The 24,684-nt window shown below is 62.6% G+C and carries 22 protein-coding genes; 8 read left to right on the forward strand and 14 right to left on the reverse strand.

The genetic code is table 11. The features are described 5' to 3' along the window. Positions 1–76: 76 nt before the first annotated feature. Together ACX80A_RS01410 and ACX80A_RS01415 are read left to right on the forward strand one after the other, a co-directional pair. Entirely contained in the window at positions 77–751 is a 675-nt protein-coding gene (locus tag ACX80A_RS01410; protein ID WP_459257907.1) for an amino acid ABC transporter permease, read from the forward strand. Beyond that, positions 748–1,614 (forward strand): amino acid ABC transporter permease, encoded by an 867-nt coding sequence (locus ACX80A_RS01415; RefSeq protein WP_459257909.1) that lies wholly within the window; start codon positions 748–750, stop codon positions 1,612–1,614. The genes ACX80A_RS01410 and ACX80A_RS01415 overlap by 4 nt, the downstream gene beginning before the upstream one ends. A 219-nt stretch (positions 1,615–1,833) precedes the next feature. On the opposite strand, the gene dapE is transcribed toward ACX80A_RS01415, so the two are convergent. Then, on the reverse strand, positions 1,834–2,925 hold the full coding sequence (gene dapE / locus ACX80A_RS01420) for a succinyl-diaminopimelate desuccinylase (RefSeq protein ID WP_459257911.1): 1,092 nt from the start codon (positions 2,923–2,925) through the stop codon (positions 1,834–1,836). Between the two features lie 33 nt (positions 2,926–2,958). Between dapE and dapD the strand changes: the two genes are divergently transcribed. Both dapD and ACX80A_RS01430 read left to right on the forward strand, forming a co-directional pair. Then, positions 2,959–3,918: a 2,3,4,5-tetrahydropyridine-2,6-dicarboxylate N-succinyltransferase gene (dapD, locus tag ACX80A_RS01425; protein ID WP_459257912.1), complete on the forward strand. Its 960-nt coding sequence runs from the start codon at positions 2,959–2,961 to the stop codon at positions 3,916–3,918. Positions 3,919–3,924: 6 nt separating this feature from the next. Further along, a complete protein-coding gene (locus ACX80A_RS01430; RefSeq protein ID WP_459257913.1) occupies positions 3,925–4,812 on the forward strand; it encodes a hypothetical protein in 888 nt (295 codons plus the stop codon). On the opposite strand, the gene ACX80A_RS01435 is transcribed toward ACX80A_RS01430, so the two are convergent. Next, the gene (locus ACX80A_RS01435) at positions 4,809–5,426 is read right to left on the reverse strand and encodes a hypothetical protein (protein ID WP_459257914.1); all 618 of its coding nucleotides are present in this window, start codon (positions 5,424–5,426) and stop codon (positions 4,809–4,811) included. The two genes, ACX80A_RS01430 and ACX80A_RS01435, sit on opposite strands and share 4 nt — an antisense overlap. Positions 5,427–5,562: 136 nt before the next feature. On the opposite strand from ACX80A_RS01435, the gene galE reads away from it, so the two are divergent. Further along, complete coding sequence (gene galE / locus ACX80A_RS01440) at positions 5,563–6,576, forward strand: UDP-glucose 4-epimerase GalE (RefSeq protein ID WP_459257915.1); 1,014 nt, start codon at positions 5,563–5,565, stop codon at positions 6,574–6,576. Positions 6,577–6,646: 70 nt separating this feature from the next. Here galE and ACX80A_RS01445 read toward each other — a convergent pair whose 3' ends face one another. From ACX80A_RS01445 to fdxA, 3 genes are all read right to left on the reverse strand, one after another. Beyond that, positions 6,647–7,930, reverse strand: a complete 1,284-nt coding sequence (locus ACX80A_RS01445) for a citrate synthase (RefSeq protein ID WP_459257916.1) — start codon at positions 7,928–7,930, stop codon at positions 6,647–6,649. Positions 7,931–8,053: 123 nt separating this feature from the next. Beyond that, the gene (gene dapC, locus ACX80A_RS01450) at positions 8,054–9,208 is read right to left on the reverse strand and encodes a succinyldiaminopimelate transaminase (RefSeq protein WP_459257917.1); all 1,155 of its coding nucleotides are present in this window, start codon (positions 9,206–9,208) and stop codon (positions 8,054–8,056) included. Next, on the reverse strand, positions 9,205–9,531 hold the full coding sequence (gene fdxA, locus ACX80A_RS01455; RefSeq protein WP_459257918.1) for a ferredoxin: 327 nt from the start codon (positions 9,529–9,531) through the stop codon (positions 9,205–9,207). The genes dapC and fdxA overlap by 4 nt, the downstream gene beginning before the upstream one ends. A 130-nt stretch (positions 9,532–9,661) precedes the next feature. Between fdxA and ACX80A_RS01460 the strand changes: the two genes are divergently transcribed. Further along, on the forward strand, positions 9,662–9,892 hold the full coding sequence (locus ACX80A_RS01460; protein ID WP_459257919.1) for a putative acetyltransferase: 231 nt from the start codon (positions 9,662–9,664) through the stop codon (positions 9,890–9,892). A gap of 42 nt (positions 9,893–9,934) precedes the next feature. On the opposite strand, the gene ACX80A_RS01465 is transcribed toward ACX80A_RS01460, so the two are convergent. Further along, a complete protein-coding gene (locus ACX80A_RS01465; protein WP_459257920.1) occupies positions 9,935–10,780 on the reverse strand; it encodes an AbiEi antitoxin N-terminal domain-containing protein in 846 nt (281 codons plus the stop codon). Positions 10,781–10,946: 166 nt separating this feature from the next. Then, a complete protein-coding gene (locus tag ACX80A_RS01470) occupies positions 10,947–12,215 on the reverse strand; it encodes an MFS transporter (RefSeq protein ID WP_459257921.1) in 1,269 nt (422 codons plus the stop codon). 67 nt (positions 12,216–12,282) lie between these two features. On the opposite strand from ACX80A_RS01470, the gene ACX80A_RS01475 reads away from it, so the two are divergent. Continuing rightward, positions 12,283–12,777 (forward strand): ArsR/SmtB family transcription factor, encoded by a 495-nt coding sequence (locus tag ACX80A_RS01475; RefSeq protein WP_459257922.1) that lies wholly within the window; start codon positions 12,283–12,285, stop codon positions 12,775–12,777. A gap of 7 nt (positions 12,778–12,784) precedes the next feature. Here the strand turns inward: ACX80A_RS01475 and ACX80A_RS01480 are convergent, their stop codons facing one another. From ACX80A_RS01480 to ACX80A_RS01495, 4 genes are all read right to left on the reverse strand, one after another. Continuing rightward, positions 12,785–13,312, reverse strand: a complete 528-nt coding sequence (locus ACX80A_RS01480) for a hypothetical protein (protein ID WP_459257923.1) — start codon at positions 13,310–13,312, stop codon at positions 12,785–12,787. Positions 13,313–13,324: 12 nt separating this feature from the next. Beyond that, positions 13,325–15,241, reverse strand: coding sequence for a translational GTPase TypA (gene typA, locus ACX80A_RS01485; protein WP_459257924.1), 1,917 nt, complete (start codon positions 15,239–15,241; stop codon positions 13,325–13,327). 223 nt (positions 15,242–15,464) lie between these two features. Continuing rightward, complete coding sequence (locus ACX80A_RS01490) at positions 15,465–17,234, reverse strand: BCCT family transporter (protein ID WP_459257925.1); 1,770 nt, start codon at positions 17,232–17,234, stop codon at positions 15,465–15,467. A gap of 191 nt (positions 17,235–17,425) precedes the next feature. Continuing rightward, positions 17,426–19,249: an ABC transporter ATP-binding protein gene (locus ACX80A_RS01495; protein WP_459257926.1), complete on the reverse strand. Its 1,824-nt coding sequence runs from the start codon at positions 19,247–19,249 to the stop codon at positions 17,426–17,428. Positions 19,250–19,329: 80 nt separating this feature from the next. On the opposite strand from ACX80A_RS01495, the gene ACX80A_RS01500 reads away from it, so the two are divergent. After that, entirely contained in the window at positions 19,330–19,959 is a 630-nt protein-coding gene (locus tag ACX80A_RS01500) for a PH domain-containing protein (RefSeq protein WP_459257927.1), read from the forward strand. Positions 19,960–19,975: 16 nt separating this feature from the next. Here the strand turns inward: ACX80A_RS01500 and ACX80A_RS01505 are convergent, their stop codons facing one another. The 3 genes from ACX80A_RS01505 to ACX80A_RS01515 all read right to left on the reverse strand — a co-directional run bounded on the left by ACX80A_RS01505 (position 19,976) and on the right by ACX80A_RS01515 (position 24,570). Beyond that, complete coding sequence (locus tag ACX80A_RS01505; RefSeq protein WP_459257928.1) at positions 19,976–21,019, reverse strand: ABC transporter permease; 1,044 nt, start codon at positions 21,017–21,019, stop codon at positions 19,976–19,978. Next, positions 21,016–22,557: an ABC transporter permease gene (locus ACX80A_RS01510; protein ID WP_459257929.1), complete on the reverse strand. Its 1,542-nt coding sequence runs from the start codon at positions 22,555–22,557 to the stop codon at positions 21,016–21,018. The genes ACX80A_RS01505 and ACX80A_RS01510 overlap by 4 nt, the downstream gene beginning before the upstream one ends. Before the next feature lie 216 nt (positions 22,558–22,773). Beyond that, on the reverse strand, positions 22,774–24,570 hold the full coding sequence (locus ACX80A_RS01515; protein ID WP_459257930.1) for an ABC transporter family substrate-binding protein: 1,797 nt from the start codon (positions 24,568–24,570) through the stop codon (positions 22,774–22,776). Positions 24,571–24,684 lie beyond the last annotated feature (114 nt).

The raw sequence follows: 24,684 nt of genomic DNA on the forward strand, positions 1-24,684 counted from the left end.
AACCGTTTCATGCCTTGGTGGGGCGGCCTCGCGGCTGCTCCACCAAGGCATTTCACCACCCCGAAAGAGGTGAACCATGGATAATTTCCTATCGCTCTTCGAGACGTACGACGTCGTTGGAGCGTTCTGGGTCAATATCCAGCTGACGTTTTGGGCTGCTATCTGGTCGTTCATTTTGGGTACCATCCTTGCGCTGATGCGCATCTCACCGATCGCGAGCCTGCAGTGGTTCGGTGCCGCGTATGTGAATATCTTCCGGAATACACCGCTCACGGTGATCATTGCGTTTGGCATCCTCGGGCTGTGGGGTCAGCTGAACGTTGTCCTCGCCGAAGATTTTGAACTGAACTTCCTCCGCCTGGCCATCCTTGGGCTGAGCATTTACCACGCGGCGTTCGTCTGCGAAGCGATCCGCAGTGGTGTGAATACGGTTCCGCTCGGGCAGGCAGAAGCCGCCCGCGCCATTGGGCTCAGCTTTCTGCCAGCGGCCCGCCTGATCATCCTCCCCCAGGCCCTCCGCGGGGCAGTTGCGCCGCTGGGTAACGTACTGATCGCCTTGACGAAGAACTCGACGGTGGCGTTTGCGGGATCGGTGATTGAGTCGTCGAACCTGATGAAGGAAATGATCGAGTTCCGCGGCGACCTGGTGATCCCCATCTTCTTTGTCTTCGCCCTGGGCTTCGTGATCATAGTGGTACCCATCGGTCTATTGACTACGTGGTTGTCTAGGAAACTGGCGGTGGCACGATGAGCGCGCAACAGGTCCTTTTCGATGCGCCAGGACCCAAGGGCAAACGGCGCATCCTGATCGGCAACATCGCCGGCGTTTTGCTGGTGATCGGCTTGCTCGGCTGGGTGGTGGCAGCCCTCGCCGGCCAAGGACAGTTCGAGCCCGCCAAGTGGACGCCGTTCCTTGAGTTGCGGACCTGGGAGTTCTTCATCCTGCCGGGACTGCTCAGCACCCTGAAGGCGGCGGCGGTGGCCGTGGTCACGTCCATCCTTTTCGGCCTGCTGTTCGGTGTCGGCCGCCTGTCCCACATCGCACCGGTGCGTTGGTTTGCCGGTCTCGTGGTCGAATTCCTGCGCGCGGTCCCCGTCCTGCTGATGATGATCTTCCTCTGGCTCGCGCTGGCGCAGGTCGACTTCATTGAGGACCCGATCTTCGTCGCAGTTGTGACAGCACTCACCCTGTACAACGGGTCAGTGATCGCCGAACTGGTCCGGTCCGGTGTGCATGGTCTTCCCAGGGGCCAGCGCGAAGCGGGCATGGCGATCGGCATGACGCCCGGCCAGTCGCTGCGGAGTATCGAAATCCCGCAGGCTCTGGTCGCGATGCTGCCGGCAATGGTCAGCCAGTTTGTGGTGATCCTCAAGGACTCGGCCCTCGGCTACATCATCGGCTACGCGGAGCTGCTCCAGTTCTCGCGCCGCCTCGGTGTCGGTGAAGGAAACCTGCTGCAGTCCCTGCTGATCGCGGCGTTGATCTTCATCCTGATCAACTTCGCCCTGTCCTTGGCTGCCAACAAGCTCTCCACCCTGCTGAGCTTCAGGACCGGCCGCAAGCTCAAGCCGGCCGGGGACCCGGAGCTGAGCGCAGCTACCCCGGTCAAGTAGCGCAGCCCGTCGCCGCCGCTGGTGCCGATGCGGCCTGGCAGGGACGGGGTACAACAGGAGGGCGGCGTTGGTGACCGGCTCCCGCCGGTTTGGTGGGTAATCTGGACTCGGGGTGCTCAACGATCCGATCACGACGCCGGTCGCCGCCCTCAGTGCGGCGGGTACCGGGTGCGTGCCAGCGGTGTCGGTGGGTACCGGGGTGGGTGCGCTGAGTAAGGGCTAGCTGAGCCAGGTCGTCAGGGCCCGCAGGCACTCCCTGATTTCGTCGGCGTTGACGTGCTCGTCGTCGGAATGCGCCAGCAGTGGGTCGCCGGGCCCGAAGTTCACGGCCGGGATGCCCAGCTCACTGAAGCGGGCGACGTCGGTCCAGCCGTACTTCGGTTTCGGCTGGGCGCCGACCGCGGCGACAAAGTCGGCCGCTGCTGGATGGTGCAGGCCGGGGCGGGCTCCCGCTGCAGCATCAGTGCGCTCAACGTCGTAGCCCTCCAGCACCGCCCGGACGTAAGCCTCGGCGTCGTCGGGCGACTTATCCGGCGCGAACCGGTAGTTGACCTCAACAACAGTCCGGTCCGGAATGACGTTGCCTGCCGTCCCACCGTTGATCATCACGGCGTTGAGGCTCTCGCGGTAGGCCAGCCCGTCCACGTCCACGGTGAGTGGTTCGTGGTCGCGCAGCCGGGCCAGGATGTCGGCTGCCGCGTGGATGGCGTTCTCCCCCATCCAGGCGCGCGCCGAGTGTGCTGCCCTGCCGGTGGTGGTGACGTTGAAGCGAGCGGTACCGTTGCAGCCACCTTCCACTGTGCCGTCGGTGGGTTCCAACAGCACCGCGAAGTCCGCGGCCAGCCAGTCCGGGAACCTGACGACCAACCGGCCCAGGCCGCTCAACGACGCTTCCACTTCCTCATGATCGTAGAACACGTAGGTAATATCCCGGGCAGGCCCGGTGAGGGCAGCGGCAAGCGCCAACTGAACCGCCACCCCGCCCTTCATATCGGTGGCACCTCGGCCGTAGAGTACGTCCCCCTCCCACGTGCTGGGCACAGTCCCCCGGGAGCCTGGGGCGCCGGGCAGGGGCACCGTATCCAGGTGGCCAGCAAGAATGACCCGTTCGGCGCGGCCGAGTGAGGTCCGCGCGACGATGGAATCGCCGTCGCGCACTACCTCAAGGTGGGGGCAGCCCTGCAAGGCGGTTTCGACGGCATCGGCGAGAGTTTCCTCGTTACCGGAGACACTTTCTATGTCGAGTAGTGATGCTGTCAGGAGAGCAACGTCGGCGGAAAGGTCAAGGCTGAGGGGAAGGGGTGCGGTCATGGATCCAGCCTATCGCTCGGTAGACTTGAGCCCATGACTGAACGAGCCACAGCCCTCACACCAGCCCATTCTGGCCCCCGCTCGGCCCACGGACTTGGTCTCGCCACGATCGACGCCAACGGGACGATCCTCGATGTGTGGTTCCCCCGGCCCGAACTCGGCGCCTCGTCCCAGGAAGATCTGAGGGCTTCCCTCGATGCCTTAGCCGGAGCCGACGAACTGCGCGGCACCAGTCAGCAGGTCATCGAAGTGCACGGGGACCTCGATGCTCCCCCGGCCGACGCCGCCGACGCCTACTTGCGCCTCCACCTCCTGTCCCACCGCCTCGCCGCACCGAATACCTTGAATCTCGACGGCGTCTTCGGGCTCCTAGCCAATGTGGTGTGGACCAACTTCGGCCCGTGCCCGGTCCAGGATTTCGAGACCACCCGTCTGCGGCTCCGCGCCCGCGGCCCAGTGGTCGTGTATGCGGTGGACAAGTTCCCGCGCATGGTGGACTACGTGGTGCCGGCAGGTGTCCGGATTGCCGACGCCGACCGGGTGCGGCTGGGTGCCCATCTGGCCGCAGGCACCACGGTGATGCATGAGGGTTTCGTCAACTTCAACGCCGGCACCCTCGGAGAGTCGATGGTTGAGGGCCGGATCTCTGCCGGCGTTGTCGTCGGCAACGGTTCAGACATCGGAGGCGGCGCCTCAATCATGGGAACCCTGTCCGGCGGCGGTAAGGAACGCGTCGCCATCGGCGAGCGGTGCCTCCTCGGTGCCCAGGCAGGCATTGGAATTTCCCTCGGCGATGACTGCGTCGTTGAAGCGGGCCTGTACATCACGGCTGGTACAAAGGTCACGCTCCCTGACGCACGAGTGGTCAAGGCCGTTGAGCTGTCCGGCGAGTCCTACCTGCTCTTCCTCCGCAACTCGGCGACCGGCGTCGTCGAGGCCCGTCCCCGCAGCGGCCACGGGATCGCCTTGAACTCAGTCTTGCACGCGAACTAGGGAGCTATGGCGTACACGAAGGCCGAGGCACGAAGGCATAGGCGGGTGAAGACGACCCTCGTTCTCGTGACTCTGGTAACCGTGCTCACTGGAGGCATTTATCTGGCCGTCAACCAGGTGAATTCCTCTGAGGTCCTGATCCGGGAGCGATGTACCGCCGTCGTCGGCGGTGACACCCACGAGCTTGGCCTTGAGCAGGCAGAAAATGCGTCGCTGATCGCCGGGGTGGCGGTAGCGCGAGGCCTTCCCGCGCGCGCCGCGTCGATCGCCCTGGCCACAGCGGTACAGGAATCCGGCCTACGTAACCTTGACTACGGTGACCAGGCCGGTCCGGATTCCCGTGGGCTCTTCCAGCAGCGTCCCTCGCAGGGCTGGGGCACCGACGATCAGGTACAGGACCCGCTGTACGCGGCCGGCGCCTTTTACGACGCGCTCGTGAAGGTGCCGGGCTACGAGTCGCTGCCCATCACCGAGGCGGCGCAAGCGGTGCAGCGCAGCGCGCTCCCTGATGCCTACGCCGACCACGAAGCGGCGGGGCGTGCATTCGCCTCGGCCCTGACCGGCAACTCCCCGGCCTCGCTGAACTGCGTCCTGCGCGGCGCTGATCAGACCGGCGACCCGGCCGCAGCCCAGGCAGCCGCCGAGCGGGTGTTCGGGCCGCTGGGAACGGCCGTGACCGACGAAGGGGGCCTCTCGTTTGAGGCCACCGGCACCCGTGGCTGGGCCACCGCCCAGTGGGCGGTAGCCAACGCGAAGGTGCTCCATATCGAGTCGGTGGCATTCGGCGGGCTGCAGTGGACCAGAGCAGGTCGCGGCTGGGACGCCGCTGAGACCGCCACCGGCACCCTGGTCATCCGGCTCGCCGGGGACCCCACAGCACCACCGGCAGCCTAAGCGAGCAGTTCCACCACCGGGCGTACGTAGCTGGCGAACGTCTGCTCGTCGTCGGGAAGCTCCTGACTCATGAGCAACGTGCCGGGCTCGACGAACCAGGCTCGCGGTTCGCTGAGCGGAAGCTCGACCACCTGCAGCGTGAACGCCCGGGCGTCCCTGCCCAACTCAAGCTCGCGCTCCTGGATCAGCTGCTCAAACGGATCCCGTGGCCTTGACCGGCCGCGACGCCGGGCCAGCGCCGTGTATTCGGCGACCCTGGCACCGGACCAATCCATCGCTGAGCCATAGTGCGCGTGGGCCAGGAGCTGCAGGGCTGGCAGTGACTCCAGTTCCGGGAAGTCCGGCGGCGTCGCCGCCGGTGGGGGGTCATTGCCCAGCAACTGGCGCCACCAGGTTTCCCATTCGATCCGCAGTACAGTCAGTCCCCCGGCCTCGTGCACCAGCTGGCCCGGATCGGCCCGCGGCACCGGCGGGGTCATCGGGGACACCAGCGGGACCCCCGCGGCGTCCAGTCCAAAGTCCAACCCCGCGGAATCCCGCAAGTACAGCGAAAACAGCATCACCGGGGAGGTGCCCACCACAATCTGCCACCCAGAACCACCGGAGGGCGTCATCCGATCAACCTTTCCGTCGAATCCGGCCCGGGCGTCCCGGGAAGGGTTCGGCTTACTCCTCAAGGGTAGACCGATCTCCCGCGACCCTCCAGCCGCGGACACCGCCAATCCGCAGCCAACAAACTAGGCTTGTCCTATGAAAATTCTGGTTACTGGCGGCAGCGGTTTCATCGGCTCCCATACGACGCTTGCCCTACTCGAAGCTGGCCACCAGGTGGTGGTGGTCGACAACCTGATGAACTCCTCCGAGACCGCGCTCCATCGCGTGAGGGAGCTGAGCGGGCAGGATCTGACCTTCCACAAGGTCGATCTCCTGGACGAGCGAGCGCTGACGGGGGTGTTCGACGCCGAGGCGGTCGACGCGGTCGTTCATTTCGCGGGGTTGAAGGCCGTGGGCGAGTCGGTGGCCCAGCCGTTGCATTACTACCACAACAACGTGGGCGGCACGCTGAACCTGCTCCGGGTGATGGATGCGGCCCAGGTGAGAACCCTGGTCTTCAGCTCCTCGGCAACCGTGTACGGGGCGTCCGAAGAGGTGCCGCTGATTGAGAAGATGCCCTTGGACGCCGTCAACCCCTACGGGCGCACCAAAGAACAGATTGAGGACATCCTGACCGATCTCGGTGCCGCTGACGGCCGCTGGAACATTGCCTTGCTCAGGTATTTCAACCCGGTTGGCGCCCATGAGTCGGGGCGGATTGGTGAGGACCCGACCGGGATTCCCAACAACCTGCTGCCCTTCGTGGCCCAGGTGGCGGTGGGCCGCCGGGAGAAGGTGATGGTCTTCGGCAACGACTACCCCACCCCCGATGGCACAGGCATCCGCGATTACATTCACGTGGTCGATCTGGCCGCCGGGCACCTGGCCGCCCTGGATTACCTCACCACCCACGCCGGCGTACACCGCTGGAATCTGGGCACCGGCAACGGGTCATCGGTGCTCGAAGTGCTCGCCGCGTTCTCGGCGGCGGCCGGGCATGATGTCCCCTACGAGTTCGCCGACCGCCGCCCCGGCGACGCGGCGGTGAGCTATGCCGACCCGTCGGCGGCGCTGGCTGACCTCGGCTGGTCGGCGCACCGATCGCTGCAGCAGATGTGCGAGGATCACTGGCGCTGGCAGAAGCACAACCCTCAGGGCTACGCGAACTAGCAAGTTGCCTGACGACGACGGCCGGTCACCTGCGCAGGTGACCGGCCGTAGTCGTCAACGGTGGTGCAGGCTAACGCGCTGGGTAGTTGCGCTCTGCTTCTCCTGTGTAGAGCTGGCGGGGGCGGCCGATCTTGGTCTGCGGGTCCTGCATCATCTCGCGCCACTGGGCAATCCAGCCCGGCAGGCGCCCAATGGCGAACAGCACAGTGAACATCTTCTCCGGGAAGCCCATCGCCTTGTAGATCAGGCCGGTGTAAAAATCCACGTTCGGGTACAGTTTCCGCTCAATGAAGTAGTCATCGGCGAGGGCCTTTTCTTCGAGACGCATCGCAATGTCGAGCAGTTCGTCGTTTCCGCCGAGCTTTCCGAGAATATCGTGGGCGGTGGCCTTGACGATGGTGGCGCGGGGGTCGTAGTTCTTGTAAACGCGGTGCCCGAAGCCCATCAGCTTCACGCCATCTTCCTTGTTTTTGACCTTTTCCATGAAGTCTTCGGGCTTCATACCCTTGCCCTGAATGTCCCGCAACATGTTCAGGACCGCTTCGTTGGCGCCGCCGTGGAGCGGACCGAACAGGGCGTTGATGCCCGCCGAAACCGAAGCGAACATGTTGGCGTGGGAACTACCGACCAGGCGCACTGTGGAGGTGGAGCAGTTCTGCTCATGATCGGCGTGCAGGATGAGCAGCAGGTCGAGTGCCTTGACCATCATCGGGTCCAGGTCGTATGGCTCGGCCGGCAGCCCGAAAGAAAGCCTGAGGAAGTTCTCGACCAGGTTCATCGAGTTGTCCGGGTAGAGCATGGGCTGCCCGATGGATTTCTTGTGCGCGTAGGCAGCGATGACCGGTAGCTTGGCCATCAGCCGGAAGGTGGAGAGCTCCACCTGTTCGTCGTCGAACGGGTCAAGTGAGTCCTGGTAGAACGTGGACAGCGCCGACACTGCCGAGGACAAGACCGGCATGGGGTGCGCGTCGCGGGGAAACCCGCCGAAGAAGCCTTTCAGCTCCTCGTGCAGCAGGGTGTGGCGGCGGATCCGGTCGTCGAAGGCTGCCAGTTCGGTGGGGGTAGGAAGGTTCCCGTAGATCAGCAGATAGGAGACCTCGAGGAAACTGGAGTGCTGGGCCAACTGGTCGATTGGGTAGCCACGGTAGCGCAGGATGCCCTGGTCGCCGTCAATGTACGTGATGGCCGACGTAGTGGCGGCAGTGTTCATGAAGCCCGGGTCGAAGGTGACGGCGCCGGTCTGCTTGAGCAGCTTCGAGACGTCGTAACCCTTGTTGCCTTCAGCGGCGTTGACCATCGGAAGGCTGAGTTTACCTCCGTCATAGTGCAACGATGCACCGTTCTGCTCGGTCATTGAACTCTCCTCCAGAAGTGGTGGCATGCATTGGCTGACGACGCCGTCGCACCTTCAGCTAAAACGCTACCGGTAGGGGTACCCCGAGCGCTAATCGGCCACCGGCGGACGCGGGCCATCCACTTATCGGCCTGCGGAGAGCCGTTCAACTGCCACATCGATACGTTCATCCGTCCCCGTCAACGCCACCCGGATGAAGCCGCGGCCGGCGTCGCCGTAAAAAGTGCCCGGCCCGACAATGATTCCGAGCGTGGCGAACCGTTCAACAGTGGTCCAGGTGTCTTCGTCGGCAGTGGCCCACAGGTAGAGGCCGGCTACCGAGTCTTCAATCCGCAACCCGAAGTCCTGCAGCGCGGGGATCAGCCGATCCCGGCGCCGCCGGTAGAGGTCCTTCTGGACCTGCACGTGCCCGTCGTCGTTTAACGCGGCGCGCATGGCCGCCTGAACGGGGAAGGGCACGATCATTCCGGCGTGTTTGCGGGAGTTCACCATGTTGGCGATCAGGTCGCTGTCGCCGGCGGTGAAAGCGGCCCGGTAGCCGGCCATGTTGGATTGTTTACTCAGCGAATAGACGGCCAGCAGGTTAGTGTGACTGCCACCATTCACGCGTGGATCCAATACGCTGGGCACCGCTTCACCGCCGCGCGCGCTGTCCCAGTCGCCCCAGCCTAGTTCGGCATAGCATTCATCCGAGGCGACAACGGCGCCGAGCGTCCGGGCGTCCGCCACGATTGCTCCCAGGTCGGCCACCGATAGCACCCGACCGGTCGGATTCGCTGGCGAATTCACCCAGACCAGGCGCACTCGCGATCGGGTGTCCTCGTCAAGGGCGGACAGGTCGTCAGCTGCCACGGCTGTGGCCCCTGCCAGCACCGCACCTATGTCATAGGTGGGGTAGGCGACGGTGGGGCGAACGACGACGTCACCCTCCCCCAGCCCGAGGAGGGTGGGAAGCCAGGCGACGAGTTCCTTGGACCCGACCGTGGGCAGGACGTCCTTCGGATCCAGGCCCGAGACCCCGCGGCGGCGGGAAAACCAGTCGCTGACCGCCGCCCTGAGCTCATCGGTGCCGTGGGTGGTGGGGTAGCCCGGGGCGTCGGCCGCGGCGGTCAACGCCTGCTGAATGACGGCCGGTGTGGGGTCCACGGGCGTGCCGATGGACAGGTTGACGGCGCCGCCGGGGTGTCGGTTCGCCTGTGCCACGTAAGGTGCCATGGCGTCCCACGGATAGTCCGGCAGCGCGATACCGAACTGGCGGTCGCCGTCGTAAGCGGTCATGCGTCCTGGTTCTGGGGCGGAAGCGCGGCGATGATGGGGTGGTCCTTACCGATATTGCCGAGCTTTGCGGCGCCGCCAGGCGATCCAATGTCGTCGAAGAACTCGACGTTGGCTTTGTAGTATTCGGCCCACTGGTCCGGGGTGTCATCCTCGTAGTAGATGGCCTCCACCGGGCAGACAGGTTCGCACGCGCCGCAGTCGACGCATTCATCCGGATGGATGTAGAGGGACCGTTCGCCTTCGTAGATGCAATCTACCGGGCATTCCTCGATGCAGGCCTTGTCCTTTAAATCCACGCACGGCTGTGCGATTACGTAGGTCACTTCCCACGCCTTTCCAGTTGGGGCTTTCGTTCCGTTTCCAGCTTAACCCAACCGTCCGGTGCAAGCGCATCGGGCGGTTGCGGTGACCTATGACCCCCGCCACTCCTAGCCCTGCCACTACGCTGGTCGAATGGACTCCCCCGCACAGCAGTTGATTGCCCTCCCCGTGGGCACTCGCGTGGTGGTGAGATATCGCGTCGATGGTGGGCTCACCGATGCCCTCGGCGAGCTGGTGCAGGTCGACCAGGAGACCTGCACGGTGCGGACCCGCCGGCACGGCGACGTCGTCGTACGCCTGGACCTGGTGACGGCTGCCAAACCCGTCCCTCCCCCGCCCGCGCGGCGGCCCCGGCGGTTCTAGCCCCCTATCCGCCAGCCGCAATTTCCCGCTGGAACTGCCCAGTCACTGGGAAGGTCTAGACAGTCCCAGCGGACGGGACTGATCAGTGGGAGCGTGTGCGGCGAGTGCCAGCCCGACCAACCGCAGGAACTCTTCCGGGTGATCGACGAGCAATGAGTAGGAGGCATGGAGTATCGGAACCCGGCCTATCATCAGAATGTTTCCGCGACGCCGATCCTCTTCGAAATCTGCTGTCCCGCTATGGTACCGACGGCCATCGGCCTCGACCCCCAGCACTTTCTCTACAACCAGGTCGATCCGTCCGACCCCCTTGATGTAGACCTGCGATTGGAAGCTGTACCCGGCACGCCGAAGGTGGTACTTGGCGACCGTTTCCAGAATTGATTGGGAAAACGGGTCAATTTGGTCGATGACTTTTCGGAGAGGAACGTCCCTCCGGCCTGCTGCCCGTTGCCGAAGTGCAGGGATACTCACTGCGCCCAGAACTACGGCGGATTCGACGATGCAGAGAGCATCCAACTCGGGAAGACAGCGCATGCACTGCACACAGATGTCCAGAGCCGTCAACGGTTTTGCCGAGCGGTGGACCTTGAACGTTCCGTGCAGCGCGTTTCCGTGATCGACACTGACATGAATCAGGGATGGTGGGCGGAGAATCCACAACCCGCGGTGCATCGCTTCGCTAACGCAGGCCAGGTCGGCGCCGGCGCACAGTGCGGTCAAGAGGGCCTGGTTTGCGTCAGGGAGGCAGTAGACACCCCGGCTTGGCTTTGCCAGCCGGCCAGCTGCGATTGCCGCGCTCAGCTGGTGAGAACTCACACCGTTGGACACAAGGTCCTTGCGCCGGGCAACCCCACCGCGGGAAGTCAGTAGGCTAAAAAGATCCATAGGTGACATGGTGCCCGAGCACGAGTATCCGACATCCGTTTAGCCGTGAGGATGTGGACAATTCCACTCGCCACCTTCGACTATCCCACCAGGCGCGTCCAGCCACTGGGAATGTCTAGACAATCCCGCTGGCTCCGCGTGGTCACTGGGATCTTGCGACGCGGGGCTACTGGGAAACCTCGTCGGGGAGCTTCTTCATTCCGAGGAACCCTCCGCCCAGCACCGGAATCGACGCCACAATGGTTCCGCCGACCCCGATCCACATGGTGGGAACGACGCCGAGCTGCTCACCAAGGACCCCGGCGAGGAGCCCGGCAATGGGCATGACGCCCCACACCACGAACCGAATCGACGCGTTCATCCGGCCGAGCAGCCGCGGCGGGCAGACCCGCTGGCGCATGCTGACCTGCATGATGTTGTACGCCAGGGCGCAGAAGGTCATTCCCGCTTCACCGGCAATCAGCAAAGCCAGGGCGGTTGGCTTCGACGGCGCGAGCGCAGCCAGCGGAACCAGCACCAGGAACGCGCTGCCAGTCAATGATGCCAAGGGAATGATGGTACCTTCGCCGATCCGCGCGGCAATCCAGGGGGTGGCGAAGGCACCGAAGAAACCGCCCACGGCGGCAACCGACAGAATCAGGCCCAGCGCTGCAGCCCCCAGGTCAAGGTCCCGCAGGATCAGTAGCGGCAACAGGGTGAAAACGAGCGACGCGAAGAAGTTGACGCCAGCTGTGCAGGCTGCGACCCGCCGGATCAGTTGGTGTCGCCAGACGAAGGTCAGACCTTCCCTGATTTCGACGGCGAGAGGGCGGCGGTCCACCACGGGCGTCTGCTGCTCCTGGTCCCGGGTCCGGGCGAGGAATACCGCTGACAGCAGGTAGCCTGCCGACTGGCCAATCACCAGCAGCGGCGCGCTGAACATCTGCAGCAACCCACCACCCACCGCCGGCCCGCCCAGGCGGGAGATCTGGGCAGTGGATTCCAGTTTCGAGTTTGCGCTGGGCACTTGGTCGCTGTTCACCAGCACGGGAACGTAGCTCTGGTAGGCCACGTCGAAGAAGACCGTTGCGATGCCCACGACCCCAGCCACCACGCACAGGTGCCAGATGGTGAGTACATCCATCCACCAGAGGAAGGGTATGGCCAGCATCGCCACCATCCGCACCAGGTCGGCCCCGATCATCACCCGGCGTTTGAGCCACCGGTCCACCCAGGCACCGGCCGGTAACCCGACTATCAGGAATGCCGCGGTTCCGCTGGCGTTGAGGACGCCGACCTCGAATTCGGACGCCCCCAGCAGAAGAACGGCGATGACCGGAAGGGCCAGATGACCCAGCTGGGTTCCGAATTGGCTGATGGTCTGCCCCGCCCAGAACCGAAGAAAGTTCCGGTCGCGCAGCAGGGACGGCGGCGGGGATACAAGCTCGGTGGTCACCGTCACAGTTTGAGGGTAGTGATTGATTGATGTCAATCACTACCCCCGTCTGACGTATCATTTAGGGATGGATACAGATGAGGATGTACAGGCGCGCGGCCGGGCGCTGAGCTCTCCCGTTCGGCTGCGGATCCTCCGGTTGTGCCTGCATAAGGGCAGAACCAACAAGGAAATCGCCGAGCTCCTTGACCTCAACCCGGCCACCGCACTGCACCATGTAAGGACTCTTTTGGCGACAGGGTTCCTCGCTGCCGAAGAACCCCGCACCGGGAACCGTGGCGCCAAGGAAATCCCCTACCGGGCTACTGGCCTATCCTGGCGCAGCCGGATTCCGAATGCCGCCCCAGTGCTGGTGGAAACGTTCCTGCAGGAAATTGACGGGCTGAGCCCCTCAGAAATTGATGTCTGGCGACTCGGTGTCCGCCTGAACGAAACAAACCGTTCCGAAATGATGCGTCGGATCCGCGAAATCCTTGAAGAATACGCGATCCGCGATTCGGACCTTGACGGCACAGCGACGTCCATCATGCTGGCGCACCACCTGGACCGCAGCGCAGACTAGCGCCGGTCTAGCTAGCGCGGACGGCCCGCCGGGGTCGCAGCACCCACCAGGACAGCATCGACGCGAGCACTGTCACGATCGCCAACCCAAACACCCAAATGCTTCCCGCAATAGCTGTGGGCAGCGGCGGGCTCATCCCCAGATCGGTCAGCACGAGGGGCTGATCCTCGCTGGCGGCGAACAACCCCACCACCAGGTAGGCAGTACCGCCCACGACGGGGCTCAGATACACGTTGCGGGCCCATAGGGCGGCGAATACCGCTGCACTCCCGGCCAGCAGCACTGCAGCTGCAGCACCGATCGGAAGCGTAACCCCCGGCATCTCCCACACCTGGCTATGCAACGCCGTCCCCAGGATGGCGACCACCAGGCCCAGCACCACTGACATCGCCAACGCCCACCAGAGAGACGACACCCTGGAATCGTGCGTTGCGCCGCGATCGGAGTGAGACCCCACCACGGCCTCCCCCGGACCGACGACGGCGGCAGGGCGCCGGGCGTCGTCGTCAGTCAGTTCCGGTGGAGTGTTCCGCATAGCTGTCGGAGACTAGACGCGTGCCCGTGAACGAGCCGCGCGCATCCGCTCGTTGGCGTCCAGGATCAGCTTGCGGATCCTGATCGACTCAGGCGTGACCTCGACGCACTCGTCTTCGCGGGCGAATTCCAGCGACTCCTCAAGGGTGAGCTTGCGGGGAGGGGTCAGGTTCTCGAAAGTGTCCGAGGAGGCTGCACGCATGTTGGTGAGCTTCTTTTCCTTGGTGATGTTCACGTCCATGTCGTCGGCGCGTGAGTTCTCGCCAACAATCATGCCCTGGTACACCTCGGAGGTTGGCTCCACGAAGAAGGAGCCGCGTTCCTGCAGGTTGATCATGGCGAACGGGGTAACGACTCCGGCGCGGTCCGCGATCATCGAACCGTTGGTGCGGTACTCGATGTCCCCGGCCCAGGGCTCGTAGCCCTCGGAGTAGGAAGCAGCGATGCCGGCGCCGCGGGTGTCCGTGAGGAACTTGGTGCGGAAACCGATCAGGCCACGGGCGGGGACGATGAATTCCATCCGGACCCAACCGGTGCCGTGGTTGGACATGTTGGTCATCCGGCCCTTGCGGGTCGCGAGGATCTGGGTGACAGCACCCAGGTATTCCTCGGGCACGTCGATGGTCATGTGCTCCATCGGCTCGTGCACCTTGCCATCGACCATGCGGGTGACAACCTGTGGCTTGCCGACCGTCAGTTCGAAACCTTCACGACGCATCTGCTCGACGAGGATTGCCAGTGCCAGCTCGCCACGGCCCTGTACTTCCCAGGCGTCGGGACGCTCAGTGGCCAGGACCTTCAGCGACACGTTACCGATCAGTTCACGGTCCAAACGATCCTTCACCTGGCGTGCGGTGACCTTGGCACCCTTGACCCGGCCTGCGAGGGGCGAGGTGTTGATACCGATGGTGACCGAGATGGCAGGATCATCGACGGTGATCAATGGCAGTGGCTGAGGGTTGTCGATGTCGGTCAGGGTTTCACCGATGGTGATGTCCTCGATGCCGGCGACGGCGACGATCTCGCCCGGTCCGGCGGAGTCGGTCGGAACTCGGTCAAGGGCACGGGTGGCCAGCAGTTCGGTGATCTTGACTGACTTCATCTCGCCGTTCTGGCGGGCCCAGGCCACGGTCTGCCCCTTGCGCAGGGTGCCATTGAAGATTCGCAGCAGGGCGAGACGGCCCAGGAACGGCGACGCGTCAAGGTTGGTCACGTGAGCCTGGAGCACGCCGTCCGGATTGTACCGGGGAGCGGGGATGTGCTCGATGATGGTCTGGAACAGTGGCTCCAGGTTGTCGTTCGAGGGAACTGTGCCGTCGGCGGGCTGCTCGAGTGAGGCGGCACCTTCGCGGGCTGCAGCGTAAACCACTGGCACGTTCAAAACCGAGTCGAGGTCCAGGTCGGGCACCTCGTCGGCGAGGTCCGAGGCGAGGCCCAGGAGGAGGTCCATTGATTCGCTGACCACTTCGTCGATCCGCGAGTCGGGGCGGTCAGTCTTGTTGACCAGCAGCACCACGGGAAGCTTCGCGGCCAGGGCCTTGCGGAGCACGAAGCGGGTCTGGGGCAGTGGGCCTTCAGAGGCATCCACCAGCAGGACGACGCCGTCGACCATGGAGAGACCGCGTTCCACTTCGCCACCGAAGTCGGCGTGGCCCGGGGTATCGATCACGTTGATGGTGATGGTTTCACCCTTGGCTGAGGGTCCGTCGTAGAACACAGTGGTGTTCTTGGCGAGGATGGTGATGCCCTTTTCGCGCTCAAGGTCGCCCGAGTCCATGACCCGGTCTGCCACGTCGCCGTGGGCGGCGAAGGAATTGGTCTGCCGGAGCATGGCATCAACCAGGGTGGTCTTTCCGTGGTCAACGTGGGCCACGATGGCAACGTTGCGGAGGTCGCTGCGAACAGCTGTGTTGCCTGTGGTTTCAGACATGCGTAATGACTCAATTCAGTAATCTTGAGGGGAATCTAGCGTTATGAGGACGGCGCCTGCTTTTATCAGTCTAAGCTCTCCGGAAAAAATGGCCTAACGCGGGACCTATTCCAGATCAAGATCGCAGGTCTTCGGCGTGTTTGCGGGGGACGCACAACGGCGGTTCACTCCCTGGGAGTGAACCGCCGTTGTAACCAGAGGGGCAGGCTATTTTTCTAGTGCGCTAGGACTTTTTCGAGCGAGAGAGCTTCCAGCGTCGTGGTGAACTGGTGCCCGTTGGCCCGGAGGCCTCTTCCAGATGGTAGTCCGCCAGCTGATCCTGGATCTGCTGGTCAACCCGATCGGACATGTGCTCGTTCACCTGGTCTGCAACAGCAATGCGCGCCTGGCGCCGCTGACCGCGCAGGACCTGCTGGTGCTCCTCATGGAAGGCCTTGGCCGTGGCCACGCACATGAGGATCATCACCACGCTGAACGGCAAAGCGGTCAGGATGGCGGCGGTCTGGATCGATGCCAGCCCGTCATCACCGACCAGGAGCAGGGCAATCGCCACAGCGGCGGCGGCCACAGCCCAGAAGGCTCGAACCCAGTGCTTGGGATCGGGATGCCCACCGGTGGAGATCATGCTCATGACCAGCGCGCCGGAGTCCGCCGAGGTAATGAAGAAGATCGCGATCAGGATAATTGCGCCGATCAGCAGGATCGGCCCACCGGGCAGTTCCGTGAGAAGCCCGAAGAGCGCATTGTTGGTGTCCACCGCTCCGTCTTCGCCAACCAGGCCACCGTTTCCGAAGAGCTCGCGGTAGAGGGCGGACCCGCCCAAGACTGAGAACCAGAGGAAAGTGAGCAGGGTAGGAACCAGCAACACGCCTGCAACGAATTCGCGGACCGTGCGGCCCTTGGAAATCCGGGCAATGAAGATGCCTACGAACGGGGCCCAGGAAATCCACCAGCCCCAGTAGAAGGTGGTCCAGGCTGATTGCCAGGCTTCGCCGTCGGCCCCGGCGAAGGCCAGGGTGTCAAAGGTCAAGCCAACGACGTTCTGCAGATAGTTACCGATTGACTGAACGAACTCACGGAGCAGGAACAAGGTGGGGCCCGTGAACAGGATGAAGAGCAGCAGCACGCCGGCAAGCACCAGGTTGGTGTTGGAGAGCCATTTCATGCCCTTGCCCACACCGGAGATGACCGACACGAGTGTCAGCGCCGTGATGCACAGGATCAATCCGATCTGGGTGAACTTGGTTGCCTCGACGATGTTCGCAGTATCGAGGCCAGCCGACATCTGAAGCACGCCGAGTCCCAGTGAGGTGGCAACGCCGAACAGGGTGCCGACCAGTGCGACGACGTCGATAGCGTCGCCCCACTTGCCCTTAACCTTGTCACCCAGGAGCGGTTCAAGTGTCCAGCGAATGGAGATGGGGCGGCCACGGCGGTGCACCGCATACGCGATGGAGAGACCTACCACGACGTAGATGCTCCACGCGTGAAGGCCCCAGTGGAGGAAGGTCTGGGTCAAGGCCTGCTGGGCCAGCTCAATGCCGGTTCCTTCGGCACCCGGCGGCGGCGAGGCGAAATGGTTCAATGGTTCGGCGACGCCCCAGAAGACCAGGCCGATCCCCATACCGGCCGCAAATAGCAGAGCGAACCAGGACATCAAGGAAAACTCTGGCCGGTCTTCGTCCTTGCCGAGCCGAATGTCACCGAAGCGGCTCAACCCCACCCAGAGGGAAAAGACCACGAACATCGCCACGATAGCGACGTAGTACCAGCCGAAACTGCTGATGACATTGGTCTGGATGGCCCCGAAGACTTCGGCAGCGGTGGAGGGAAGGATGAGTGCGAAGCCCACGAACACCACGATGAGCGCAGCGGCGGGAATGAACACATTCTTCGCGAGCTTGGAAGGCGCGATCGATGCCCCTTCCGTTGCGGGGCTTTTTGGATCGCCGGGTGGACTGTCGGTTGCCGGATTTCCGGACCTGAGGGACATTCGGGTAACTCCTCAAAGATTTCGATAAACTTCGGAATAGCTATTGACACATTGTCAAATTGGCAGTAGTACTTACCCCAGCCTACAGAAGTCAGCCCGCCAATGCACAAGAACCGACTTAACCAACTGACGACGACGGCCCTCCCCCAGCGAGAGGTGGGCCGCCGTCGTCAGTTGGTCGGAGGGCTGTATTACTCGGCTGACGCGAGCAGTTTCGCTCGCAACTCGCGACGTTCCCGCTGCTTCTCCGGGTTGGGCAGGGGCACTGCTGCAAGCAGCCGCTGGGTGTACGGATCCTGCGGTCGTCGAAGGATCTGATCCCGGGTACCCTGCTCTACAATCTTGCCGCGCCGCATGACACAGATCCGGTCCGACATAAGGTCGACCACGGCGAGGTCGTGCGTCACGAACAGGCACGCGAACCCGAGTTCCAGCTGCAGGTTTTTGAGCAGCTCCAGCACTGTGGCCTGCACCGATACGTCGAGGGCTGAGGTCGGTTCATCGGCCACCAGGAGTTTAGGCTTCAGGGACAGAGCACGGGCAATGCCGACGCGCTGTTTCTGGCCACCCGAGAGCTCGTGTGGATACCGGTTGCGGTAGGCACGCGGTAGTTCAACCTGATCCAGCAGTGTCTCGATCCGCTTCTGCAGATCGGCCCCCTTGGCTACCTTCGCGAGGAACATCGGTTCACCGATGCTCTCACCCAGAGGCAAGCGGGGGTTCAGGGAGGAAGATGGGTCCTGGAAGACCATTCCCACGTTGCGCCGCAGGTCAAAGAGCTCCTTGCGGCTGGCATTGGAGATTTCCTTGCCCGTGACAGTCAAGGACCCTTCGGCAACCGGCAGCAGACCGACAGCGGCACGGCCGATCGTCGTCTTACCCGAACCGGATTCGCCAACCAGTCCCAGCACCTCCCCCGGGTAGATCGCCAGATTCGCGCCTTCGACTGCACGAAATGCCGGCACCCGACCCTGCTTGGGGTACTCGATAGCCACATCCTTTAGCTGCAGGACCGCCGCACCCCGGCTGCTGTCAGCAGCACGTTCGGCCTCCTCTAGCCTCGCCTGGTTGGTGCGCTCGCGGCGCATCAGCTCGTCGTGGTCGACCGCCCGGAGCTCGGTTTGCGTTGCGGCGGCCAGGGCGGCGGTGATGTCAACCTCTTCGGCGTCGTCTCCGCCCTGACCCAGGTGTGGCACTGCTGCGAGCAGTTTGCGGGTGTACTCGTGCTGGGGGTTGTGGAAAATCTGGGCTGCCGTGCCCGCCTCAACGATCCTGCCCTTACTCATTACCACAATGTGGTCGGCGAGGTCGGCGACCACCCCCATATCGTGGGTGATCAGCACGATCGCGCTATTGAGTTTGCTGCGCAGGTTTCGCATCAAGTCAAGGATTTCGGCCTGCACTGTGACGTCAAGCGCCGTCGTAGGTTCGTCAGCGATCAGCAGCTTCGGGTCACAGGAGAGCGACTGGGCGATCATTGCGCGCTGTCGCTGTCCGCCGGAAAGTTGGTGAGGATAGGATTTGAAGGCCTTGTCTGGGTCAGGGAGCTCGACCATGTCTAGCAGCTTCAACGCCCGCTCTTTGGCTTCCTCCGGCGAGATTTCGTTGTGCAGGCGGAGCGTTTCGACAATCTGGAACCCAATCGTGTAGACCGGGTTCATTGCTGTCATGGGCTCCTGGAAAATGACCGCTACGTCCCGGCCACGGATCTGGCGCAGCTTGCTTCCGGTCAGGCCGAGGATTTCCCTGCCGTTGAGCTTGACGCTGCCGGTAGTACGACTGTTTTCCGGCAGCAACCCCAGCAGCGACATGGAACTGGCGCTTTTGCCCGAGCCGGATTCACCGACGATGGCAAGTACCTCACCAGCCCTGACCTCGTAGTTGAGGTCAATGGCAGCTGGCACCCAGACCTTGTCGACGCCATAGTCGACGCTCAAGCCTGCGACCTGAAGCACGGGAACGTCGCCCCGTGGTGTCTGCCCTGAATCCGAATTTTCGATGACGCCGTCGGTCATGATTCTGCTTTCCTTCCGCCCGTGGCTTGCCACATTTTGGTGATTAGTGAACTGGCCCGGGATCCTGAAACTATGTGGGTATGAGTAGCCCTACCAATGCAGCCAACCGGATCGTGTTTAGACCCCGGTTTGGCAAGTGGTTTGCGGGCCTGACCTGGGTGCTGGCCGCGATTGGCATCGTACTGTCGGTTGTCGGCGACGGTGTCGACGGTCTGGTCTCCGCCTGGCCGCTGCTTGCCTTGGCCTTTTTTGGCTGGCTGTTGTTCTGGTACCCCTCGGTAGTGATCGACGACGACGGAGTCACCCTCAACAACCCGCTGCGGTCCGTTTCGGTGCCGTGGGCCGCGTTGATTCACGTCGACACTAAGTTTGCGCTCACGCTGGTTACTGTCCGCGGCAGCCACACGGCCTGGGCGGCACCCGCACCCGGGGTGTGGGGTACCCACCGCGGAAAGCCTGAGCACGTCCAGGGCCTCCCCGAATCCAGTTACGGTCCCGCCCAGTCCGTCAGACCAGGAGATTTGAAAAACACTGACTCCGGAGCCGCAGCGTTTCTGGTGCGGACCCACTGGGCGGCGCTGGTCGAGCGCAACCTGCTGGATGTTGATGCCACCGAAACCACTGCGGTCGCCACGCGTTTCCACTGGATCGCCATCGGCTGCGCGGTCGTCCTGACTGCGGCGAATGTGATCGCCTTCTCCGTGGTCTAACCTGTGCCTCGGCACTTTAGGCCTCGGGCCGGTTGGGGTCGGAAATATCGCCGGAGTGCACTGCCTTCTTGGCGTTGAACTTCTTCTGGCGAGGGTCAAACGCATCCCTGAGACCATCGCCGATGAAGTTGATCGACAGACAGATCAGGATGATGAACAGGCCCGGCCACCAGAACAACCACGGTCGGGTATTGAACGCCTGCTGATTGTCGCTGATCAGGCTACCCAAGGAAATATCTGGAGCCCTTACACCCAGACCAAGGAAGGAGAGCGCGGATTCCAACAGAATCGCTGACGCCATCACCAGCGTGGTGTTGACGATGATCACCCCTACCGCGTTGGGAAGGATGTGCTTGAAAATGATCCTGGTATCAGATGCTCCGGCGATCCGGGCTGCGTCAACGAATTCACGCTCCCGCAGCGACAGAAATTCACCGCGAACCAGACGGGCAAGGCCGGTCCAGATGATCAAACCGACGAAGACGCCCAGCAGGATCACACCCGCACTGCCACCCAACACGTTCCGCAGGAATGTGCCGCTGCCGGTGAGGTTATTGCCAACACTGCCCAAGACGGCGGCGAGGATGATCAGGGGAATCACGATGATGACGTCGGTGAAGCGCATCAAAACGGCTTCAACCCAGCCGCGGAAGTACCCTGACACCCCGCCGATGATGACGCCGAGGATTCCTCCGAGGATACCGATGATGAACATGATCAGGAGGGAAAGCTGGGTGCCTCGCATGGTCATGGCAAAGAGGTCACGCCCCACGCGGTCCTGACCGAACGGATGGTCACCGAAGTCGAACGGCAACACCCAGGAGGGCGACCCGGTCGGCGTCGCCAAGGGCGGCGTGTCGGTGTAGCTCCACTTCCACCAACCCGGGATTCCGGCATAGCCGATCGAACTGAACGCCAGGATAACGACCAACACGAAGACGACCATGCTGATGACGGCCGCCGTGTTACCGAAGAAGCGCTTCCGGACGATCTGACCCTGGCTGAGGCCTATTGAACCATCTTTGGATTTCTTAGGCTTTACTTCTGCTGTGCTGCTCATGCTTTTACCCTCACTCGTGGGTCAAGTACCGAGTAGGCCAGGTCAGCAACCAGGTTGAAGACCAATGCCAGTATGCCGGTGATCAGGAAGACTCCCATGATGGGATTTGGGTCGACATTCCCGAGTGCCCCAACGAAGAGTTGCCCCATACCGCTGAAGGCGAAGACCTGCTCGGTGATGATCGCGCCACCGATCAGTCCGCCAATGTCGAAGGCGACCAGGGTCGCCAAAGGGATCAGAGCGTTGCGGAAAGCATGCCGCATCACCACGGTCCGCTCACCCAGACCCTTGGCGCGGGCCGTGCGGATGTAGTCCTGGTTCATGATCTCCAGCATGGACGCCCTTGAGTAACGGCTATAGCCAGCCAGGGAGATGAGCATCAGCGCAATCGTCGGTAGCAGGAGGTGGGTAAACGTGTCGATCCCCATGATCCAGAAATCGCCCTCAAGATTGGGGGTGGATGAACCAAGGGTTGCAATCGGCCTGCCACGGATCCTGTTGTTGTCTGAGTACAGGGGCCAGGACTGCATGAACCGGTCGAGCAGGATGGTGAATCCCATCAGGAATGCGGTCAGTCCGGCAGCGTTCATGCTCTGTCGGCGGTCGTAGCCGCCCATGACATAGCCGACGGTCACACCGACGAGCACCGTTGCTATGGCTAGCAGTACGATCATCAGCGGCGTCGCGAGATCGAGGAGAGGCTGGACGGCGAAGTAGGCGATCAACCCGATACCGACGGTGATCAGCGCCGAGTAGAGTGCCTTTCGGTTCTTGAGGCCAGCGGTCAGCAGGGTCACCCCGTAGGCGATTCCGACGCCGGCGATGGCAATGACGACAGGGCCGAACCCCGGCTGCAGGAACCAGCCGGTCAGATCCAGGAAAAAGAGGATCACTGCAGCGAAAGCAAACCCTGCCGCCGCTGCCGTGAGTCGCTTTTTGATCGTCCCCCGAGCCACCAGATACCAGACGAACGCGCTGACCAGGCTGGTGATAAGAATGGCAGTCAAGGGGATGTTGGGATCCGCGAGAAAGGTGTTAAAGCCAATGGCTCCGTATTCCTTCAGTAGGACCGCCACCCAGAAAATGGGGAGAGAGAAGAACAGGAAAGCCATGAAGGTCACCCCGTAGTCCAGCCCGCTGTATTGACGCAGCGCGGTGATGATGCCGAGGGAGATGCCGATCAAGATCGCGAGGACTGTGGCACCGGTGACCAACAGGATGGTCTGGCCCATGGCCCGGCCCAACAGTTGCGTCACTTCAATTCCTGCGATACTGCTGCCAAGGTCGCAGGTTGCGGCGAAGGGGATGAGGCAGCTTGCCGCCCCGCCGAGCCATTCGAAGTATCGAATCGGTGCGGGGACGTCCAGACTGAGTAGGTCCGTCCGTAATTGGATGAGTGTTTCCTTATTCGGTACGTTGCTCTCACGCAAATCCCGCAGGGGATCGCCTGACACTGCCGTCAGCAGGTACACGATAAAGGAAGCGCCCAACAGGATGAGAACGGCGGCAACTAAGCGGCGGACGATGTAGGTCACCATAGTTTTTAAGACCTCAATGTTAAGGTTCCGGGGATCACCCGGCGTTGTGGCAAAAGTGTAATGCACCTAACAGCCAGCAGGTATTTGGGGGATCTCAATCGCTTTGACCCGGAGGCGCGACTGAGAAGACTGTCTAGGCGCTAGAAAGCGCTGGAGCCAAATAGTCCGGCCCCAGCGCTTTCGTGTCTAGCGCATTAGGTCGTGGGTAGTGCTGCGTTACTCAGCGACTGTCCATTCCCAGAAGTTCCACCAGATACCCTCTTGGGTCGGGCTGAAGCCCGGACCTTCGATGGTGTCGGATGCAGCGTTGATGCCGATGGACTGGAAGAGCGGCAAACCAAAGCCTGTCTCGAACAGAATCGAATCGACAGCGATCTGAAGTTCCTGCTGCTTGGCTTCGTCTGTGGTGATGATCAGTTCGTCCATTGCGGTCTGCGCTTCTTCATCACAGAAACCGCTGTAGTTTGATCCGGAGTCGCAGCCGTACAGCTGGGGTACGCCCGTAACGCCGACGCCGACGCTCTGCCAGCCGAAGATGGTCGCGTCGTAGGTACCGGTACCGAGGGCGTTGCCCCATTCATTTCCGGGCAGGCCGCCGTCAACGATCTTAAAACCAGCCTGCGTGGCGCTCTCGGCGATCAGGGTGTAGGCATCGACGCGGTTCGGGTTCTCAGTGTTGTACATGATGCGTACTTCCGGGGTGGCACCGTCAAGCAGCTCTTTGGCCCCTTCGATGTCAACTTCGTCGTACTCAGCAGAGCCGTTTTCGGGAACTGCTGCCTCGTAGCCCGGGGTGCCGACATCGAAAATGTGCGAATCCCTGTGGCTGGCTTCGGGATCCAGCGCGGCGATGGTCGATTCGACGATCGCGTCACGTGGGACCGTCTTCATGAACGCCTTGCGGACGTTCTCGTCAGCGAAGACGCCACTGTAGTTAAGGTCGAGGTGGTCAAAGGAGAGCTCGTCGCCCTTGAAAATGTTGATGCCCTCGATGGCTTCGAGTGAGGTCAGGGTGTCGGCTGAAGCCTGAGGCTGGATGACATCGACGTCACCGTTCTGCAGACCCTGGACCTGTGCTGTCGCATCGCCGATGTAGCGAATGGTGATTTCGTCGAGCTGGGTTTCAGGACCCCAGGCATAGTCCTCGTTCTTCACCAAAGTAATCGACTGGTCAGGAACCATCGAGTCAACAATGTACGGTCCACTGGACAGATACATTGCAGGATCGTCGGGGAGGGTGGTGGTGTCGAACGAGGTATTCCAGATGTCGGCCACGGCCTGGATTTCTGGGCGATCCTGGGGATCCTCGGGATCGCCCTCTGGAGTACTTTGGATCAGCTCGATGAGCGCGGCCTCGTCTGCCAGGCCTCCTTGAGTTGCCACAACGTGGGCAGGCGAGTCGAGAAGGTTGAAGGCGATCTCCCAGTCCGCATAGGGCTCGGTGTACTCGATAGTGATGGACCTGCCATCTTCACTCAGTTCGGGAAGGACTGAGAGATCGAGTCCGGCAGTGCTGGCAGCCGAGAAATAGGTGGTACCGGTGGTTTCGTCTTCCTCGCCGCCCTCAACTGGCGCTTCATCGTCGAAGTACCCGGAGCTGATCGCCCAGGAGAGCATCAGGTCGCCGCCGTCGATGGGCTCGCCGTCGGACCAGGCAACACCCTCGTTGACGGTATAGGTCACCGTCAGGGGATCTTCGGAGACTATCTCGTAGGATCCGAAGTCTTCGTTCCGGATCACTTCAAGCTGATCGTCGATGTAATAGAAACCTGACTTGGTGAGGTACGCGACCTTGTTGTTGATGTCCACGTTGCCGGTGGCGCTGTCCGAGTTGAACGAGGTAAACGGGTTTACCTCGGCGACGCTGACAATCCCGCCGCCCGAGGCTCCCGGGTCCCCGCTAGCGTCTGGGTCAGCTGTGCCGTCGCCGCTATCAGTGCTGGCACAGGCGCTGAGTGCGAGTGCAGCAATTGCCGCGACTCCCACCGCTTTGGAAGTACGTCCGAAACGCATTCCGCCTCCTATTTCATGTTCTGGAAAAGAGCCCAATGTGGTTTTACAAAGGGCTGGCACACCATTCTTTGAGGAGTGGCGTGCCTCACATGTGTTGAATCCTAGGGGCAAACT

The sequence above is a fragment of the Arthrobacter sp. TMN-50 genome (assembly GCF_054511125.1).

Coding starts and splice junctions, on each gene's coding strand:
- ACX80A_RS01410 (WP_459257907.1), top strand. CDS start 77: ATGGATAATTTCCTATCGCTCTTCGAGACGTACGACGTCGTTGGAGCG.
- ACX80A_RS01415 (WP_459257909.1), top strand. CDS start 748: ATGAGCGCGCAACAGGTCCTTTTCGATGCGCCAGGACCCAAGGGCAAA.
- dapE (WP_459257911.1), bottom strand. CDS start 2,925: ATGACCGCACCCCTTCCCCTCAGCCTTGACCTTTCCGCCGACGTTGCT.
- dapD (WP_459257912.1), top strand. CDS start 2,959: ATGACTGAACGAGCCACAGCCCTCACACCAGCCCATTCTGGCCCCCGC.
- ACX80A_RS01430 (WP_459257913.1), top strand. CDS start 3,925: ATGGCGTACACGAAGGCCGAGGCACGAAGGCATAGGCGGGTGAAGACG.
- ACX80A_RS01435 (WP_459257914.1), bottom strand. CDS start 5,426: ATGACGCCCTCCGGTGGTTCTGGGTGGCAGATTGTGGTGGGCACCTCC.
- galE (WP_459257915.1), top strand. CDS start 5,563: ATGAAAATTCTGGTTACTGGCGGCAGCGGTTTCATCGGCTCCCATACG.
- ACX80A_RS01445 (WP_459257916.1), bottom strand. CDS start 7,930: ATGACCGAGCAGAACGGTGCATCGTTGCACTATGACGGAGGTAAACTC.
- dapC (WP_459257917.1), bottom strand. CDS start 9,208: ATGACCGCTTACGACGGCGACCGCCAGTTCGGTATCGCGCTGCCGGAC.
- ACX80A_RS01460 (WP_459257919.1), top strand. CDS start 9,662: ATGGACTCCCCCGCACAGCAGTTGATTGCCCTCCCCGTGGGCACTCGC.
- ACX80A_RS01465 (WP_459257920.1), bottom strand. CDS start 10,780: ATGGATCTTTTTAGCCTACTGACTTCCCGCGGTGGGGTTGCCCGGCGC.
- ACX80A_RS01475 (WP_459257922.1), top strand. CDS start 12,283: ATGGATACAGATGAGGATGTACAGGCGCGCGGCCGGGCGCTGAGCTCT.
- ACX80A_RS01480 (WP_459257923.1), bottom strand. CDS start 13,312: ATGCGGAACACTCCACCGGAACTGACTGACGACGACGCCCGGCGCCCT.
- typA (WP_459257924.1), bottom strand. CDS start 15,241: ATGTCTGAAACCACAGGCAACACAGCTGTTCGCAGCGACCTCCGCAAC.
- ACX80A_RS01490 (WP_459257925.1), bottom strand. CDS start 17,234: ATGTCCCTCAGGTCCGGAAATCCGGCAACCGACAGTCCACCCGGCGAT.
- ACX80A_RS01495 (WP_459257926.1), bottom strand. CDS start 19,249: ATGACCGACGGCGTCATCGAAAATTCGGATTCAGGGCAGACACCACGG.
- ACX80A_RS01500 (WP_459257927.1), top strand. CDS start 19,330: ATGAGTAGCCCTACCAATGCAGCCAACCGGATCGTGTTTAGACCCCGG.
- ACX80A_RS01505 (WP_459257928.1), bottom strand. CDS start 21,019: ATGAGCAGCACAGCAGAAGTAAAGCCTAAGAAATCCAAAGATGGTTCA.
- ACX80A_RS01510 (WP_459257929.1), bottom strand. CDS start 22,557: ATGGTGACCTACATCGTCCGCCGCTTAGTTGCCGCCGTTCTCATCCTG.
- ACX80A_RS01515 (WP_459257930.1), bottom strand. CDS start 24,570: ATGCGTTTCGGACGTACTTCCAAAGCGGTGGGAGTCGCGGCAATTGCT.